The following is a 15,973-nucleotide window of genomic DNA, read 5'->3' on the forward strand; positions in this document are numbered from 1 at the left end:
AGTTGACCATCGCCCGGTTCTCCTGATGGGCGATCTCCCCGCCGTAACAGGGGTCCGCGGGGACGCCGATCGCCTCGGCGATCCGGGCCAGTCCGACCGCGCTCGCGATGGCGTCGGGGTCGGGATTGTCGTGGGCGACGACGAGGAGCGGCCCGGAGAGCCCCCGTATCGTTCGGATCAGCCGCGGGGGACGCTCCGCCGATCCGGGCGGCCTCGCCGATTCCGCCGATCCCGGTGAGTCCGCCGATCCCGGTGAGTCCGCCGATCCCGGTGAGTCCGTCGATTCCGGTGAGTCCGTCGATTCCAGTGAGTCCGTCGATTCCGGTGACGCCGCCGATATCGGTGAGTCCGTCGATTCCGGTGACGCCGCCGATATCGGTGAGTCCGTCGATTCCGGTGACGCCGCCGATTCGGCCGATCGGTCGGGGGTCCGGTCGCTTTCGGAGTCGAGTTCGTCGAGGCCGACCGCGTCGCGGATCCGCGTCGCCATCGCCTCCACCGGGTCGACGACGCGGTCCGCGACCGACCGCAGGGCGGCGACCTGGTCCGCGGTCGGCGCGGTGCCGACGTGCGCGACGATCATGGCGTCGGGGTACCGCTCGCGGGCCGCTGACGCGGCGGCGACGTTCCGGGCCGGGTCGTCGCTCGCGACCAACACGACCGCGGCGTGTTCGGGGAACCCCGACGGATCGGTCGGGTCGGCCTCCACGGTCGCCGCGTTGCGGTCGCGCAGCGTCGAGGCCCAGCCGGCGTCGTCGGTCACGGCGAGGAAGTCCTCGGACTCCTCGATTGCGCGCTCGACGAGGGCGTTCCCGACCGCGCTACAGCCGAGCAGGAGACGCCGGACCATGTACCTCCGCCGAGGGGACGGCGACGCAAAACGCTGCCGTCCGCGGGTGGCGGTCGGTCCCGGTCACTCGAGGCGTTCCGGATCGGTCGCGGCCGCGACGACGTCCACCGCGGCGCGGTTCTCGGCGACGTCGTGGACGCGGACGAGGTCCGCCCCGCGCTCGGCCGCGAGCGCGGTCGCGGCGACGGTCGCGTGTTCGCGGTCGTCCGACCCGAGACCGATCGCGTCGTAGAGCGACTTGTACGAGTGACCGATCAGCACCGGGCAGCCGAGCGCCGCGAACTCGTCGGCCCGGCCGAGCAGCTCGAAGTTCTCGGCGGCCGACTTGCCGAACCCGAGTCCCGGGTCGACGATCACCCGATCGCGGTCGATACCCGCGACCTCCGCCAGCGCCAGCCGCTCGCGGAGGTCGGCGATCACGTCCCCGACCACGTCGTCGTACTCCGGGTCGTTGTCGGGGTCGACGGGGGCGTCGACGCTGTGCATCACCACCACCGGGCACTCGGCGTCGGCGACGACCTCCCGCATCCGGGGGTCCTCCAGCCCGGTCACGTCGTTTATCACGTCCGCGCCCGCCTCGAGGGCCGCCTCCGCCACCGCCGCCTTCCGGGTGTCCACGGAGACGAGCACGTCGCCGTCGGCGACCGCGGGGACCTCCCGGACCGCCTCGATCGCCGGGACGACGCGGTCGATCTCCTCGTCGACCGACACCGTCTCCGCGCCCGGCCGGGTGGACTCGCCGCCGACGTCGATCACGTCGACGCCGGCCTCGACCATGCGCTCGGCCCCCGCGACCGCGTCCGCGAGCCCCTCGTGACGGCCGCCGTCGTGAAAGGAGTCCGGCGTCACGTTGAGCACGCCCATCACCGCGGTGCCGTCGTGCCAGGGATACTCGTCCACCGCCGTCGCGTCCGCGGTGCCGTCGATCCCGAGGCTCGTCCGGAGGTCGGCCGCGACGCCGGCGAGCCCGCCGCCCGCGTCCTCGAGCCGGCCGCACAGCTCGTGGAACTCGGCGAGGGAGCCGGCGAGCGTGACCGGCGAGAGCTCGCCGCCCGTGGGGCCGCCGCCGTCGACGTCGCTGCCGCGTCCGTCCGCGCCGACTCCGCCGACGGCCGCCTCGCCGCCGACGGTTCGGAGGGTCGCCGCGACCCGACGGGCCCGGTCGCCGCGAAGCCGGAGCGTGCGGACGCGGTGGTCGACCCCGTCGCGAGCGCGGTCCGCGTCCGCCGGCGGGACCCCGCCGCGTTCGAGCGCCCGCGCGGCGTCCGTCGGACCGTCGACCGACTTCGGCGTCACCGTCCGGTGGAGCGCGGCGCGCGCCTCAGCGACCGCGAACAGCGAGCCGACGACGAGCACGCAGTCGTCCTCGTCGGCGCGCTCGGTCGCGGCGGCGACCGCGTCGGCGACGTCGTCGCCCTCGGTCACGTCGGCGACGCCGGCCGACCGGAGCGCCGCCGCGAGCACCGCCGGGTCCTCCGCGCGGTCGAGCGCCGGTCGGCAGGCGACCGCGGTCTCGGCGGGCGGGAGCGCGCCGACCGCGCCGGCGTGGTCCTTGTCGTGCATCGCGGCGTACACGAGGTGGAGGTCCGCGTAGTCGTACTCCGCGAGCGTCTCCGCGAGCGTCTCGCAGGCCGCGGGGTTGTGCGCCCCGTCGAGGACGGTCAGCGGGCCGGCGTCGACGACCTCGAACCGCCCGGGCCACGTCGCCCGCGCGAGCCCGTCCGCGAGCGCCCGCTCGAAGGACGCCGAGGTCCCGGACGACGGGGCTCCGGAGTTCTCACCGAGCGTCCCGAGGGTCCGGCGAGCCAACGCGGTCGCGACCGCCGCGTTCGTCGCCTGGTGCTCCCCGACGAGCGGGACCCGATAGGTCCCGGCCGACTCGCCGGCGAAGCTCACCGCGGCGTCCGTCTCGCTCACGCGGCCCTCGTAGCTCGCGGCGATCGCGGGATCGGGTCCCTCCGCGTTCCCCTCGACTCCTTCCTCCTCCTCGACTCCTTCCTCCTCCTCGTCGCTTCCCGGCCCCGCGACGGTCGTCACCGGCGCGCCGGCCTCGGCTGCGACCTCGCGGACGACGCGGAGCGCCTCGCCCGAACAGGCCGTGACCATCGGCGCGTCCGGTCGGGCGATCCGCGACTTGGTGCGGGCGATCTCCGCGATCGTGTCGCCGAGGACGGCGGTGTGCTCGAGCGAGACGTTGGTCACCGCGGTGGCGACGGGGTCGATCGCGCTGGTCGCGTCGTACTCGCCGCCGAGGCCGACCTCGAGGACGACGACGTCGGCGTCGCGGCGCGCGAAGTCGTGAAGCGCCATCGCCGTGACGACCTCGAAGAACGTGAGCGGCTCGCCGCCGGCCGCCCGATCGACGAGCCACGGCTTCACCTCCTCGACGAAGTCCGCGACGGCCGCGTCGGTCATCGGTCGGCCGTCGACGCGGATCCGCTCCGAGAGCGCGGAGAGGTGCGGCGAGGTGTAGAGTCCGACGGAGAGCCCGGCCTCCCGCAGGACCGACTCGACCATGCGCGCCGTGCTTCCCTTGCCGTTCGAGCCCGCGATCTGGATACACGGGAGGTCGGCTTCGGGGTCGCCCAGCCGGTCGAGCAGCGCCTCGACGCGCTCGGTTCCGGGCTTGACCGAGAAGCGACGGAGGTCGAACAGGAAGTTCGCCGCCTCGTGGTAGTGCATACGCCGTGGGTCGTCTCCGGGTCGTTTAGGCGTACCGGACCCGGATCGAACGGGCGACGCGGAGGTCGTCGGCTCACGGGGGAGGACCGAACTGGTGCGCTTTTGAACGCGGGGGGCCTGCGTTCGGACATGACCGAGACCCTCACCCTCGCCACCCGCGGGTCGGAGCTGGCCCTCCGACAGGCGGAAACCGTCCGCGACGCGCTCGCGACCCGGAAACGCGAGGTCGAGATCCGCCGCGTGGAGACCCGCGGCGACCAGATCCCCGACGAACTGATCCACCGGCTCGGCCGGACCGGGGCGTTCGTCCGCGCGCTCGACGAGGAGGTGCTCGCCGGCGACGCCGACCTCGCCGTCCACTCGATGAAGGACGTTCCCACGGAGGGCGGCGACGAGCTCGTCGTCGCCGGCGTCCCGGAGCGCGCCGCCTCCGGCGACCTCCTCGTCCACCCCGAGGGGAAGGCGCTCGCGGACCTCCCGTCCGGGGCCGTCGTCGGCACCGGGTCGCTCCGCCGGACCGCCCAGATCGGGGCCGCACGCCCGGACCTCGTCGTCGAGCCGATCCGCGGCAACGTCGACACCCGGATCGAGAAGCTGCTCGCGCCCGGCCTCCAGGCGGAACACGAGCGCCGGCTGATCGCCTCCGGGGAGGCGCGCGCGGCGACCGCCGAGAACGGAGGCGACGAGGGGACGGAGACGGAGTGGGAGCTTCCCGAGGGGGACGACGAGGACGAGGCTACCGACGGCGGAGACGAGCCCGACGAGGCGTTCGAGCGGAGCGTCGAGGAGTGGTTCGACTCGCTCTCGGACCTCGAGCGCTCGGCGATGGAACGGAAGGTCGACGCCGAGTACGACGCGCTCGTGCTGGCGGAGGCGGGGCTCCGCCGGTCGGACCTGTTCTACGACGTCGAGACGACCCGGCTCTCCCGCGAGGAGTTCGTCCCCGCGGCGGGACAGGGGGCCATCGCCGTGACCGCCGCGGACGACGAGGTCGTCGAGGCGGTGCGCTCGGCCGTCGACCATCCCCGAACCCGCGTCGCGACGACCGTCGAGCGGACGGTGCTCGCCGAGCTCAACGGGGGCTGTATCGCGCCGATCGGCGTCTCGGCGCTCGTCCAGGGGGAGCACGTCCACGTCCGGGCTCGCGTGCTCTCGACGGACGGCACCGAGGAGGTGAGCGGGACGCGCGACCTCCCGATCCGGTCACACGCCACGGCGGCCGCGTCGTTCGCGGCGGACCTGGCCGACCGCGGCGCGGCGGACCTGATCGCCGAGGCGCGCGAGGAGGTCGACGCGGATGCCTGAGGGCGCGACGGAGCCGACCGGCGGCGACGGCCGTCACTCAAACGACGGCGTCGGCACGGTGTCGCTCGTCGGCTCCGGCCCGGGGGACCCGGACCTGCTGACGGTGAAGGCGGCCCGCCTGATCGACGAGGCGGACGTCGTGCTCCACGACAAGCTCCCCGGTCCGGAGATCCTCGGGCGGATCCCCGAGGCGAAACGCGAGGACGTGGGCAAGCGTGCGGGCGGCGAGTGGACGCCCCAGGAGTACACCAACCGCCGCATGGTCGAGTTGGCCCGCGAGGGCAAGCGGGTCGTCCGGCTCAAGGGCGGCGACCCGTTCGTCTTCGGGCGCGGCGGCGAGGAGGCCGAACACCTCGCGGACGCGGGGGTCCCCTTCGAGGTCGTTCCGGGCGTCACCTCCGCGATCGCCGGCCCCGCGGTCGCGGGGATCCCCGTCACCCATCGCGACCACGCCTCCTCCGTCTCGTTCGTCACCGGGCACGAGGACCCGACGAAGGACGAGTCGGCCGTCGACTGGGACGCGCTCGCGGCCACGGGGGGAACGATCGTCGTTCTGATGGGCGTCGGCAAGCTGCCGGCGTACGCCGCCGAACTCCGCGACGCCGGGATGGACCCGGACACGCCGGTGGCGCTCGTCGAGCGCGCGACGTGGCCGGGGATGCGCGTCGCGACCGGCACCTTGGAGACGATCGTCGACGCCCGCGACGACGCCGGGATCGAGCCGCCCGCGATCACCGTGATCGGCGACGTGGCCGCGACCCGCGAGCGCGTGATCGAGTTCCTGGAGAACGCCGGGGAGGACGCCGACGGAGGTGACGGCGCGTGAGCGACGACGTCGACCGCGCGACCGCAGACACCGACGCGGATGCCGACGCGGACGCCGACGGCCCGCGCGTCGCCGTCTTCCGCCCGGACGACGAGCGGATCGACGAGGCGGTCGACCTCCTCGCCTCCCTCGGGGCACGCCCCGTCCCGGACCCGATGCTCGCGGTCGAGCCGACGGACGCGGTCCCGGCGGACGACGCCGCGTTCGTCGTGCTCACGAGCAAGACGGGCGTCGAACTCGCCGCGGCGGCGGGGTGGGAACCCGGCGACGCGACGCTCGTCGCCATCGGTCCGGCGACGGCGGCGGCCGCCCGCGAGGCGGGCTGGACGGTCGACGTCGTCCCCGAGGAGTACACCTCCGAGGGGCTCGTGGCGGCGCTCCGCGGACGCGTCGACGGCGAGCGCGTCGAGGTCGCGCGCTCGGACCACGGCAGTAGCGTGCTACTGGAGGGGCTCCGCGAGGCCGGCGCGACCGTCACCGAGACGATCCTGTACCGGCTCACGCGCCCGACGGACGCGGGCAGCTCGGTCGAGCGCGCCGCTACGGGCGACCTCGATGCGCTCGCGTTCACCTCCTCGCTCACGGTCGAACACTTCCTCGCGGCCGCCGACGAGCGGGGGATCCGGGAGGCGGCGCTGGCCGGGGCGAACGACGCGGTCGTCGGCGTGATCGGTCCGCCGACGGCCGAAACCGCGACGGACCTCGGGATCGACGTCGACGTGGTTCCCGACGCGGCCGACTTCGAGGCGCTCGCCGAGGACGTCGTTGAGGCGGTCGACGGCTCCTCGGACGGGAACGACCCGGCCGAGAGCGACGCGGACGACCCGGCCGAGAGCGACGCGGACGACCCGGCCGAGAGCGACGCGGGCGATCCGGCCGGGGCTACCGGAGGCGACTGATCGCCGGCCGGGGCTACCGGAGGCGATCGGTCGTTGGATCGGGGCGGGACGCCGGCTCCCGCCCGACGATATCGGTCCTCGAGAAGTGGAGGCCGACCCGCCGAACGTTTCTCTCTCTCTCGAGACGACGAACCGCCGTAGTTCGCTGCCCTCACGAACCGTTTCACCCCGACTCTGTGGAAATCAGTCCTGATAATCCTTGGGCAGCGTTTATTTCTCTCGGAGTGATATCCGGTGGCATGGAACCGGGCGAGCGATGGTCGACGCGGATCGACGAGGGGGTCCTCGTCGTGGAGTTCCCGCACGGGACGGGGATCAGCCCCGCCTCCGGCGAGGCGTTGCTCGACCGATGGCGCTCGCTCGTCGCCGACTCCTCGATCGAGGCGGTCGTGGTCGTCGTTCGCACCGACCGGCCCTGTTCCGACGCCGGCCGGCAGACGCTCCGTCAGTCGGTAACCGTCGCGCTCGAACGCGGCGTGACCCGTTTCGCGGTCGTCGCGGAGCGGCCGAAACGCCGGTACCTCGAGCGGACGCTCGACGTCGGCGGGATCGCGATCGAACCGTTCAACGACGAGGCGACGGCGCTCCGGTGGGCGAAACGCGAGTCCGCGGGACCCGCGCCCTCGCCGGCCTGAGCGACCGATTCAGTCGGCGGTCGCCGACTCGGCCCCCGACGCGGCGTCCGCGGGCGGGTTGGCCGAGAAGTAGCTCGCCAGCGCCGGCCCCGAGACGTTGTGCCACACCGAGAACAGCGCCGGGATCAGCGCCGCCTCCGGGCTGAAGAAGGACGTCGCGAGCGCGACCGCGAGCCCGCTGTTCTGGAGGCCGACCTCGAACGCACAGGCCCGGGCGCGGTCCTCGGACATGGAAGTCAGCTTCCCGATCCCGTATCCCGACCCGAGGCCGACGGCGTTGTGGATCACGACGGCCGCGAACGCCAGCGCCGCGGCGGTCAGGATGTTCTCGACGTTGAGGCCGACGACGGCGGCGACGATGGCGACGATCGCCGCGACGCTCACCGCCGGGAACACGTCCAGGCCGACCTCGGCCACGCGCGGGGCCCGCCGGTCGAGGACGTACCGGATCGCGAACCCGAGGACGACCGGGATCACCACGATCTGGACGATGGTGACGAACATCTCCGCGAACGTCACCTGGAGGCTCTCGCCGAGGATGAACACGACCCAGGCGGGCATGACGACCGGCGCGGCCAGCGTGGTGACGGTCGTGATCGCCACCGAGAGCGCCACGTCGCCCTTCCCGAGGTAGGTCATCACGTTCGAGGCGGTGCCGCCGGGCGCGGCTCCGACGAGGATCAGCCCGACCGCGAGCGCGGACGGGAGGTCGAAGGCGACGACGAGCGCCCACGCCGCGAGCGGCATCACGAGCCACTGGGCGACCGCGCCGATCGCCACGTCGCGGGGGCGCTCGACGAGCCGTTTGAAGTCCGCGGGCTCGAGCGTGAGCCCCATCCCGAGCATGATGATCCCGAGGAGCGGCGTGATGTACGGCGCGATCGGCGTGAACGTCCCCGGCGAGTACAGCGCCAGCGCCGAGGCGACGAGCACCCAGACGACGAAGTACTTGCTCGCGATCCGACTCGCCCGCCGGATCCCGTCGGTTCCGATGCTCACGAAACACCCCTCCGTTTTCGTGTCATATCGGACGTTCGTCGGATCCGGTTTTTTACTCCGTCGTTTCCGGGGAGGTCGTCCGAAACGTCACGCTCGCGGAGCGGCGGGGGAGTTAGCTCCCGTCCCCCGTTTCGTCGGCGGCGTTCGCCCCGTCGTCGTCGGCCGTCCCGTTGGTCGCGTCGTCACCGGTCTCGCCTCCGGCGTCGTCCTCCTCCGTCTCCTCGTCCCCTTCTCCTTCCTCGTCTCCTTCTCCTTCCTCGTCGTCCCCGGCACCGTTCTCGATCTCGTTCACATCGACGTCCCTGCCGGCGACGCCGCTACCCGAGATCACCGGCTGGAGGATGTAGCCGTTGTTCTGCCCGCGTTTGACGACGTTGATGTCGAACACGAAACTGAGCGTCTCGTCCGCGCTGACCTCGAACGGCTTCGTGATCTGGAGCTTCTCGCTCGGGACCTTCACCGCGACCTCATCCCCGGCGACGATCCCCTCGACGCTCGCGACGTTCAGTTCCAGCTTCGCGTACCGCCCCTCGGCGAGTTCGCCGTCGAACACGGGCATCGCGTCCTCCTCGATCACCCGCGTGAGATCGACGGTCGCGTCGTCGAGGTCGATGACGGTGAACCCGCCCTCGTCGTCCTCGTCGTCCTCGTCGTCCTCGTCGTCATCGGTTTCGTCGTCCTCGTCATCACCGGTTTCGTCGTCCTCCTCGTCCCCGTCGTCTGCCTCGCTTACGTCCTCCTGCTCGTCGTCGGTTTCGTTCGTTTCCGCCTGCTCGTCGTCGCCTCCGGTCTCGGTCCCGTTTCCGTCCGCTTCCTCCTGCTCGTCGTCATCGGTTTCGCCTTCGTCCTCGTCTCCCTCGTCCCCGGCCTCGAAGACCCGGGCGCTGTCGAGCGTGACGTCCAGTCGATCGAAGTCGTCGATGTCGGCCGGCGCGTCGCTGATCAGGAGGCGGAAGCGACCGATGGCGGTCTCCAGGCCGTCGGTGCCGTTCGAGCCGTCGGAACCGTCGGAGCCGTTCGAGCCGTCGGAACCGTCGGAGCCGTTCGATCCCCCGGGAGAGACGGGATTCACGTCCCCGGCACAGCCCGCGAGCAGCGTCATGCCGCCGACGCCGGCCGCCACGAACTTCCGTCGGCCGACGCCGCCGTCTGGAGTCCCGTTCGATGTCGTTTCGCCCGTCGATCGTGACCGGTCGGCGTTCATCTCGGTTCGACCGACGGGTCCCGAAGGGGTATAACGTGAAGACGCTCCGACCGGATTCAGCCGGATCAATCCGGTTTTGCCCCGTTCTCCGACCGGCCATCCCGGTGGTCGCTCGTCGAAGAACGGTCACCGAGGGGTCGCGTCGATCCCGGCCGCCTCGACGACCCGCTCGGCCTGGCGCGTCGCCCGCTCGCGGACCTCTCGGGCGTCGATACCGACGTGCTCGCCGTCGTCGTATCGGACCTCGCCGTCGACCATCGTGAAGACCACGTCGTCGCCGTGCGCCGCGTACACGAGGTGTGAGAGCGGGTCGTGGACCGGCGTCGCCCGCGTTTTCTCGGTCGTGAGCCCGATCACGTCGGCGGCGTACCCCGGTTCGAGCCGGCCGATCCGGTCGAATCCGGCGGCGCGCGCCCCGTTCGCCGTCGCCATCTCGAACACCGTCTCCGCCGGCAGGCGGGTGGGATCGCGGGCGTCGACCTTCCCGAGCAGGCTCGCCTGTCGCATCTCCGTGAAGGGGTCGAGCGTGTTGTTACACGGCGGGCCGTCGTTGCCGAGCGCGACCGTGATCCCGCGGTCGAGGTAGTCGTGGACCGGGGCGATCCCCGAGGCGAGTTTCATGTTCGAGGAGGGGCAGTGGGTGACGACGGTGTCCGTCTCTGCCAGGACCGCGCGCTCGCTCTCGTCGGTGTGGACGCAGTGGGCGAGCGTCACGTCCGGGCCGGTGAGGCCGACCTCGTCGAGCCAGTGGACGTTCCGTCTCCCGGTCGCGGCCTCGACCGTCTCGATCTCCTCGGCGTTCTCGCTGGCGTGGGTGTGGATCGTCACCCCGTCGTGGCGGTCGGCCAGGTCGCGACAGCCGCGCAGACACGCCTCGCTACAGGTGACGGCGAACCGCGGCGTGACCGCGTACCGCACCCGCCCGCCGGCCGCGCCGTGGTACTCCCGTATCAGCGTCTCGCTCTCCGCGAGCGCCTCGTCGGCGTCCTCGAGCAGTCCGTCCGGCGACTCCTTGTCCATCAACACCTTGCCGAGTCGCCCGCGGATCCCCGTCTCGATCGCGGCCTCGAACGCCTCCGCCGCGTGGTTCACGGAGAGGTGGTCGACGACGGTCGTCGTTCCCGACTCGAGACACTCGAGGTAGCCGAGCTCGGCGGCGGCGCGGGTCGCCTCGGCGTCCATCGCCGCCTCCATCGGCAACACGGCCTCGAAGAGCCAGTCGAGCAGCGCCGCGTCGTCGGCTATCCCCCGGCCGAGCGACTGGACGGAGTGGACGTGCCCGCCGACCAGTCCGGGCGCGACGATGTCGAACTCCCGCCGCTCGTGGTCGGGGTACGTCTCACGGAGGGCGTCCGCCTCGCCGACCGCGGCGATCGTGTCGTCCTCGACGACGACCGCGCCGTCGTCGATGACGGTCTCGGCGTCGGCGATGACGGTCCCGGTTAGCAGCATATCCGTCCGTTCCTGGCGGGTGACACCCAAGAGTCTTGCTCATCGACCGACGTCGTCGGCCGGCGAATCGACCGGGGTCGACTCACTCCAGTTCCGTTTCGAGCCCCGTCTTCTTCCGTCGGGCTCCGGCGTTCCCGTCGTCGATCGTGTCGTCGAGCTCCTCGGTCTCGAGGAGTCGGTCGAGCCGGCGCTCGAACTCCTCCTCACCGATCTCGCCGGTCGCGTACCGCCGCCGGAGCGTCGCGACCGGGTTAGCGGCGTGACTCTCCGATCGCCCGGCGTCCGCGCTCGCCGCCGTTTCCGCCGTCGCGTCCACGGGCTCGACGAGCGGGAAGTCGTCGCCGAGGACCGCCACGAGCGGAAGCAGGATCAGGAAGCCGACCACGAACGTCGCAGGAATGAGGACGCCGAGCTCGAGGACCGCGAAGAGCGAGGTCAGGCCGAACGAGAGCACCGCGATCAGTCCCATGAGCCGCTTCTTCTCGAACGTGGGGAGGGCAGCCATGGCTGGGCATAGCTCGGCCAATCGAAAAAAGCGTGTCGCCGTCGGTCTCCGACCGTCTCCGGACCGGACCGTCACGCGTCGTCGAGCGCCGTCGAGCGTTATCGACGCGCCATCGACGGCTATTCCCGTCGCCCCCGCGCAGCGATCCTCATGTTGCGGTACGTGACGACGAACCCGGGCAAGGTCCGCGAGGCGGAGAGCTACCTGGCGGACGGTTCGGTCAGCCAGTTGGACTTCGATTACGCGGAGATACAGGCCGACGAGCTCGCGCCGATCGCGGCGCGCGGCGCGCGCGAGGCGTACCGGGAGGCGGGCGGGCCCGTCCTCGTCGACGACGCGGGGCTGTTCGTCGAGGCGCTCGACGGCTTCCCCGGCCCCTACTCCTCGTACGTGGAGGACACCCTCGGGATCGACCGCGTCTGGGAGATCGCCGAACCACTCGAGGACCGGCGGGCCGCGTTCCGGTGTACCCTCGCCTACTGCGACGGCGCGGGGTTCGCCGCTAGCCCGGACCCGGTCGACCGGGGCGACCGCGTCGCCGCCGCGGCCGCGGGACCGGACGATGCGGGACCGGATGGGACTCCCGGGACCGACGGAACCGACTCCGAGACCGAACGCGCCGAGCCGCTCCCCGTCAAGCTCTTTGAGGGGTACGTGCCCGGCCGGATCGTCGCCCCGCGCGGCGACGGCGGGTTCGGCTACGACCCGATCTTCGAACACGACGGCGAGACGTTCGCGGAGATGGACACCGAGCGGAAGAACGCGGTCTCACACCGGGGGCGGGCGCTGGAGAAGTTCGCGGAGTGGTACGCGGACCGCTGACGGCTCACCACTCCCGGGCGTCCCGGTCCGGGCCGGGGTACTCGCCGCCGACGACCTCGGGGTAGAGCCGCTCGGGCGAGAACACGCTCGCGAACGCGCGCGGCTCGCGAACGCTCACCGACATTCGGTCGTTGAGTGCCGCGGCCGCGCCCGGGCTCGTCAGCGCCGGATCGAGGCTGATCACCTGCATCGCGCCGCCGTGGTACGCCGACGCCAACGCCGGATGGTCGCCCTCCGGATGGGTGACCGGCTCGCGCCACGCCGCCACCCGATCGCGCCAGTCGCCGGCCAGCTCCGGGTCCGCGAGCGACGCCACGACCGCCTCGGCGTCGTCGAGGAGGGCGTCGCTGGCGACGAGCATCGTCCACGCGTGTTCCCGGAGGAAATCGAGCGCGTCGCGGGCGGGTCCGCCGACGAGCAGGTCCGCCGCCAGCACGTCGGCGTCGGCGACGACTCGGGCCGGGCTCGGTTCGGGGTCGACGCCGCTTCCGCTCATCGCTCCTCGCCCCGCTCGCCGCGCCGTTCCGCGAGCGCCCGCGAGACCGCCTCCTCGTCGACGTCGTAGTCGGCCGCGCGCTCGAACAGGTCTCCGAAGGTCATACGCGGACCGTCGCCCGCCGCGCCTATCGGCTTTCCGGACACGACGCGTCGCCCCGACCGGCCCGCCGCCCGCGGCGTGGGACGCCCGTCAGACGGCGGGCACACGTCTGACGCGGATATAAGTCGGTCCAGTCGGTCGATCTCGACAGGCGCGTCGCTCCGATCGACCTCGGAGTGGAGTGCCGATTCCCCCGGTTTTCCGTGGCGGCGTGACGGACGGTTTCGCTGCCGACAGTCATGCGTACACGTACCAAACAACGATGTAGGTGGACCTCGTACTCGGCGTATGGCCGGATCATCGTCAACCGCCGACGGCGCGGGTCGCACCGATTCGCTGGCTTCGACGCACTGGGTCGGCGTCGCCGCCGCGGCGGTGAGCGCGCTCGTCCACCTCGTCTTGGGGGTCGGGTTCCTCGGCGACTTCCTCGAGACCGGGCTCACCGTCTCGCTGGCGATGGGCGTCGCCTTCCTCGTCGCCTCCGCCGGGTTCCTGCTGGGCGTCTGGTTCGTCGTCACCGACCGGTTCCGCCCGACGGTCTACCTCCTCGGGATCCCCTTCACCGCCGGGCAGATCGTCTTCTGGTACGCCCTCAACAGCCCCGGCCTTCCCGCACCGCCGGGGATCTCCCCGATCTCGGCGGCCGACAAACTCGCCCAGGTCGTCCTGATCGCGGTGCTCGTGGTCCTGTACCGGCAGGAATCGTAGCCGGGACGTCGTCACGCGATCGCGCCTACAGGCGTCCGCTGACGACGAGCCAGTCGCGCACGAAGGAGACGACGACCGGCACCGTGACGGCGGCCGCCAGCAGCCGCGAGGCCCCCGCGTCCGGCACCGGCGACAGCGCGAGCCACGTCGCGAGCATCGTCGCCGCGCCGATCGGTCGACGGAGCCGGCTCGGTCGCAGGTCGTGGGTCGGGAGCCCTCGCCGCCGCCGGCGGCGGAGCCCGTAGGCGAAGAGCGGCCGGGCGAGTCCGACCGCGAGGAACGCGAGCGGGGCCGCGCCGGCGACGACGGCGGCCGTCGCGCCCACGAGGACCGTCGCGCCGTCGACCTCGACGTCGAGCTCCGCGCCGAGTTCGGTCACCGCGTCGGTCGCGCGCGCGACCGCGCCGTCGACCGCGTCGCCGCCGGCGGCGACCGCGAACAGCCCGCCGGCGAGCCACTCGCTCCCGCCCGCACTCGGGTCGACGACCAGATACGCGCCGAGGAGCGCGAGCGCCGACGCGCGGAGCGTCGTCAGGGCGGTCGCGGCCGTCACCGGCTCCCTGCCGGCCGCCTCCCGGGAACGACCGGCCGCGACCCGGATCGCCGCGATCGCGACCGTCCCGCCGAGCGCGACGCCGCCGAGCGCGGTTCCCGGAAGTCCGACCGCGAGCAGCCCCGCCGCGCCGAATCCGGTCGGGACCACCCACAGCGTGACGAGCGGGACCCATCCGCCGTCGATCGGAAGCCGGCGAACGACGCGGTCCGTCGGGGCCATCGTGTTCACCAGGGGGCGGTCGCGAAAACCACTTTCGACGATCGGAAGCCCCGCCGCCCGATCCCCGGCGAGGGTCACGCGAACCGGCCTGGCGACAGGTACGCCGCGATCTCCGGGTCGACGGTCTCGCCTGCGATCCGCTTCGCGAGGAACTCGCCGACCGCGGGCGCGAGCGTGACGCCGAGCCCGTTCATGCCCACGGCGACGTAGAAGTCGTCCACCTCGGTCTCGCCGACGACCGGGACGCCGTCGGGCGTGAGCGTCCGAACGCCGACCCAGTCGGTGACGACCTCGGCCCCCTCGAGCCGCGGGATCGCCGCCTCGATCCGTTCGCCGATCTCGAGGTAGAAGTCGTGACCGACCGAACGAGCGTCGGTCGGGTCGAGGCGTCCGGCGTCCCCGTAGCTCGCGCCGAAGCTCCCGCCGAACGCCTGGTTTCGCCCCTCGCCGCGGACGTAGAGGCCGTCGCCGAACTGGACGAAGGGGAGCGAGAATGGGTCGTCCTTCCCGAGCACGACGACCGGTCCACGGTTGTGCCGGAACGGCAGCGAGACGCCCGCCGTGTCGTTCACGGTCGGGGCCCACGGTCCGGCCGCGTTCACCACGGCGGCGGCGGGTCGCGTACCGTCCGCGGTCTCGACGCCGACGACCGACCCGTCCTCGACGCGGACGTCCGTCACCGCCGTCCCGGTCTCGATCGTGACGCCGGCGTCGGCCGCCTCGCCGGCGTGGTACTGGACGATCTCCGCGGGGTCGAGGTAGCCGTCGTTCGGCGTCCACATCGCCCCGGCGACCGCGTCGGGGTCGAGCCCGTGGTCGGCGAGTTCGGCCGGATCGAGGACGGACGCCTCGACGCCGAACTCCGAGAGCGTCTCCGCGGCCTCGCGGATCCCGGCCAACTCCCGGTCGGTTCGGGCGACTTCGAGCGTCCCGATCCGCTCGAAGTCGAAGGTGCCGTCCTCGACGAGCGGCTCGTAGTGATCCCACGCGCGCTCGCGAAGCTCGTGGCTCAGCCGGTCCGGGCTCGACTGGTGGCGGACGAAGATCGCGACGGAGTCGGCGGTGGTCCCGGAGCCGAGCGCGTCGCGCTCGTAGAGCACGACGGGTCGGGGGTGATCGCGCAGGCGATACGCGAGGTCGACGCCGACGATGCCCCCGCCCACGATGACGATCGGGTCCATTACGGTCACGATCCGCGCAATCAGATAAAAACTCCGCGTTCGGTGTGGGGGCGTCGGCGGTCGCTTGGTTACTCGAGGAAGGCATCGAACGATCGTTGCGGTGGCGTCGCCGGCGCTTTGCGCTGGCTGCCAGAGGCGCGTAGCGCCTCGCTGTCGCCGGCGCTTTGCGCCGGCTTCAAGCGAGAGCGGCGCTCTCGCCCTGCGCCGGTGAGCGCCCGGAGGGCGCGAACCGCCCGCGAGGGACGCCACGAGTGCTTGAAAAGCGCGAGTGGCGAGGCTGGGGAGGCGTGAGGTGCGGGGCTGTGCGGGGTGGGACTCAAAGGGGCAGTCGCGAGGACGAAGACGCGCGACGTAAGTAGCGAGGGACCTTCGGTCCCTCGGACAGCCGGCGGCTCCGCCGCCGGCGAGACCGCAGGAACGAGCAACGCGAGTGACGAGGACCGCAACGAGCGCATCGAGTCCTCGCGACTGGGGCTTTGGCGGTGTTCACCGCAGTCGTCCGTTTCACTTCGTACAGCCGAGCGGCTGGGGC

Annotated in this window: 14 protein-coding genes and 1 pseudogene; 6 read left to right on the forward strand and 9 right to left on the reverse strand. The window is 72.4% G+C overall.

The genetic code is table 11. From position 1 onward, the window contains the following. Together F3H10_RS13885 and folP are read right to left on the reverse strand one after the other, a co-directional pair. Nucleotides 1–850: NAD-binding protein (locus tag F3H10_RS13885; protein WP_188127948.1), on the reverse strand; the 850-nt coding region annotated here is incomplete at its 3' end. A gap of 63 nt (nt 851–913) precedes the next feature. After that, on the reverse strand, nt 914–3,532 hold the full coding sequence (gene folP, locus F3H10_RS13890; protein ID WP_149785358.1) for a dihydropteroate synthase: 2,619 nt from the start codon (nt 3,530–3,532) through the stop codon (nt 914–916). A gap of 129 nt (nt 3,533–3,661) precedes the next feature. On the opposite strand from folP, the gene hemC reads away from it, so the two are divergent. The 4 genes from hemC (at nt 3,662) to F3H10_RS13910 (ending at nt 7,197) form a co-directional block, all read left to right on the forward strand. Next, nucleotides 3,662–4,837 (forward strand): hydroxymethylbilane synthase, encoded by a 1,176-nt coding sequence (gene hemC, locus F3H10_RS13895; protein WP_149785359.1) that lies wholly within the window; start codon nt 3,662–3,664, stop codon nt 4,835–4,837. After that, the gene (cobA, locus tag F3H10_RS13900) at nt 4,830–5,663 is read left to right on the forward strand and encodes a uroporphyrinogen-III C-methyltransferase (RefSeq protein ID WP_149785361.1); all 834 of its coding nucleotides are present in this window, start codon (nt 4,830–4,832) and stop codon (nt 5,661–5,663) included. The genes hemC and cobA overlap by 8 nt, the downstream gene beginning before the upstream one ends. Further along, the gene (locus F3H10_RS13905; RefSeq protein WP_149785362.1) at nt 5,660–6,562 is read left to right on the forward strand and encodes a uroporphyrinogen-III synthase; all 903 of its coding nucleotides are present in this window, start codon (nt 5,660–5,662) and stop codon (nt 6,560–6,562) included. The genes cobA and F3H10_RS13905 overlap by 4 nt, the downstream gene beginning before the upstream one ends. Nucleotides 6,563–6,801: 239 nt before the next feature. Beyond that, nucleotides 6,802–7,197, forward strand: coding sequence for a hypothetical protein (locus tag F3H10_RS13910; RefSeq protein WP_149785363.1), 396 nt, complete (start codon nt 6,802–6,804; stop codon nt 7,195–7,197). Nucleotides 7,198–7,206: 9 nt separating this feature from the next. Here F3H10_RS13910 and F3H10_RS13915 read toward each other — a convergent pair whose 3' ends face one another. From F3H10_RS13915 to F3H10_RS13930, 4 genes are all read right to left on the reverse strand, one after another. Continuing rightward, complete coding sequence (locus F3H10_RS13915; RefSeq protein WP_394349718.1) at nt 7,207–8,190, reverse strand: bile acid:sodium symporter family protein; 984 nt, start codon at nt 8,188–8,190, stop codon at nt 7,207–7,209. Nucleotides 8,191–8,308: 118 nt separating this feature from the next. Further along, the gene (locus F3H10_RS13920; RefSeq protein WP_149785366.1) at nt 8,309–9,400 is read right to left on the reverse strand and encodes a DUF4382 domain-containing protein; all 1,092 of its coding nucleotides are present in this window, start codon (nt 9,398–9,400) and stop codon (nt 8,309–8,311) included. Between the two features lie 126 nt (nt 9,401–9,526). Then, nucleotides 9,527–10,852 (reverse strand): 5'-deoxyadenosine deaminase, encoded by a 1,326-nt coding sequence (locus tag F3H10_RS13925; RefSeq protein WP_149785367.1) that lies wholly within the window; start codon nt 10,850–10,852, stop codon nt 9,527–9,529. A gap of 82 nt (nt 10,853–10,934) precedes the next feature. Further along, nucleotides 10,935–11,357 carry an SHOCT domain-containing protein gene (locus F3H10_RS13930; RefSeq protein ID WP_149785368.1) on the reverse strand — a complete coding sequence of 141 codons (423 nt, stop codon included), beginning with the start codon at nt 11,355–11,357 and terminating at the stop codon, nt 10,935–10,937. Nucleotides 11,358–11,507: 150 nt separating this feature from the next. Here F3H10_RS13930 and F3H10_RS13935 point away from each other — a divergent pair, with 150 nt between their 5' ends. After that, entirely contained in the window at nt 11,508–12,179 is a 672-nt protein-coding gene (locus F3H10_RS13935; RefSeq protein WP_149785370.1) for a non-canonical purine NTP pyrophosphatase, read from the forward strand. Nucleotides 12,180–12,183: 4 nt separating this feature from the next. Here the strand turns inward: F3H10_RS13935 and F3H10_RS13940 are convergent. Next, nucleotides 12,184–12,779, reverse strand: a pseudogene (locus F3H10_RS13940) (DUF7384 family protein). A 286-nt stretch (nt 12,780–13,065) separates the two neighbouring features. Here F3H10_RS13940 and F3H10_RS13945 point away from each other — a divergent pair. After that, nucleotides 13,066–13,485 carry a DUF7475 family protein gene (locus tag F3H10_RS13945; RefSeq protein ID WP_149785372.1) on the forward strand — a complete coding sequence of 140 codons (420 nt, stop codon included), beginning with the start codon at nt 13,066–13,068 and terminating at the stop codon, nt 13,483–13,485. Between the two features lie 25 nt (nt 13,486–13,510). Here F3H10_RS13945 and F3H10_RS13950 read toward each other — a convergent pair whose 3' ends face one another. After that, nucleotides 13,511–14,260, reverse strand: coding sequence for a CDP-alcohol phosphatidyltransferase family protein (locus tag F3H10_RS13950; protein WP_149785373.1), 750 nt, complete (start codon nt 14,258–14,260; stop codon nt 13,511–13,513). 74 nt (nt 14,261–14,334) lie between these two features. After that, entirely contained in the window at nt 14,335–15,441 is a 1,107-nt protein-coding gene (locus F3H10_RS13955) for an NAD(P)/FAD-dependent oxidoreductase (protein WP_149785375.1), read from the reverse strand. Between the last annotated feature and the right edge of the window lie 532 nt (nt 15,442–15,973).

The sequence above is a fragment of the Halorubrum aquaticum genome (assembly GCF_900113615.1).
Lineage (GTDB): Archaea > Halobacteriota > Halobacteria > Halobacteriales > Haloferacaceae > Halorubrum > Halorubrum aquaticum.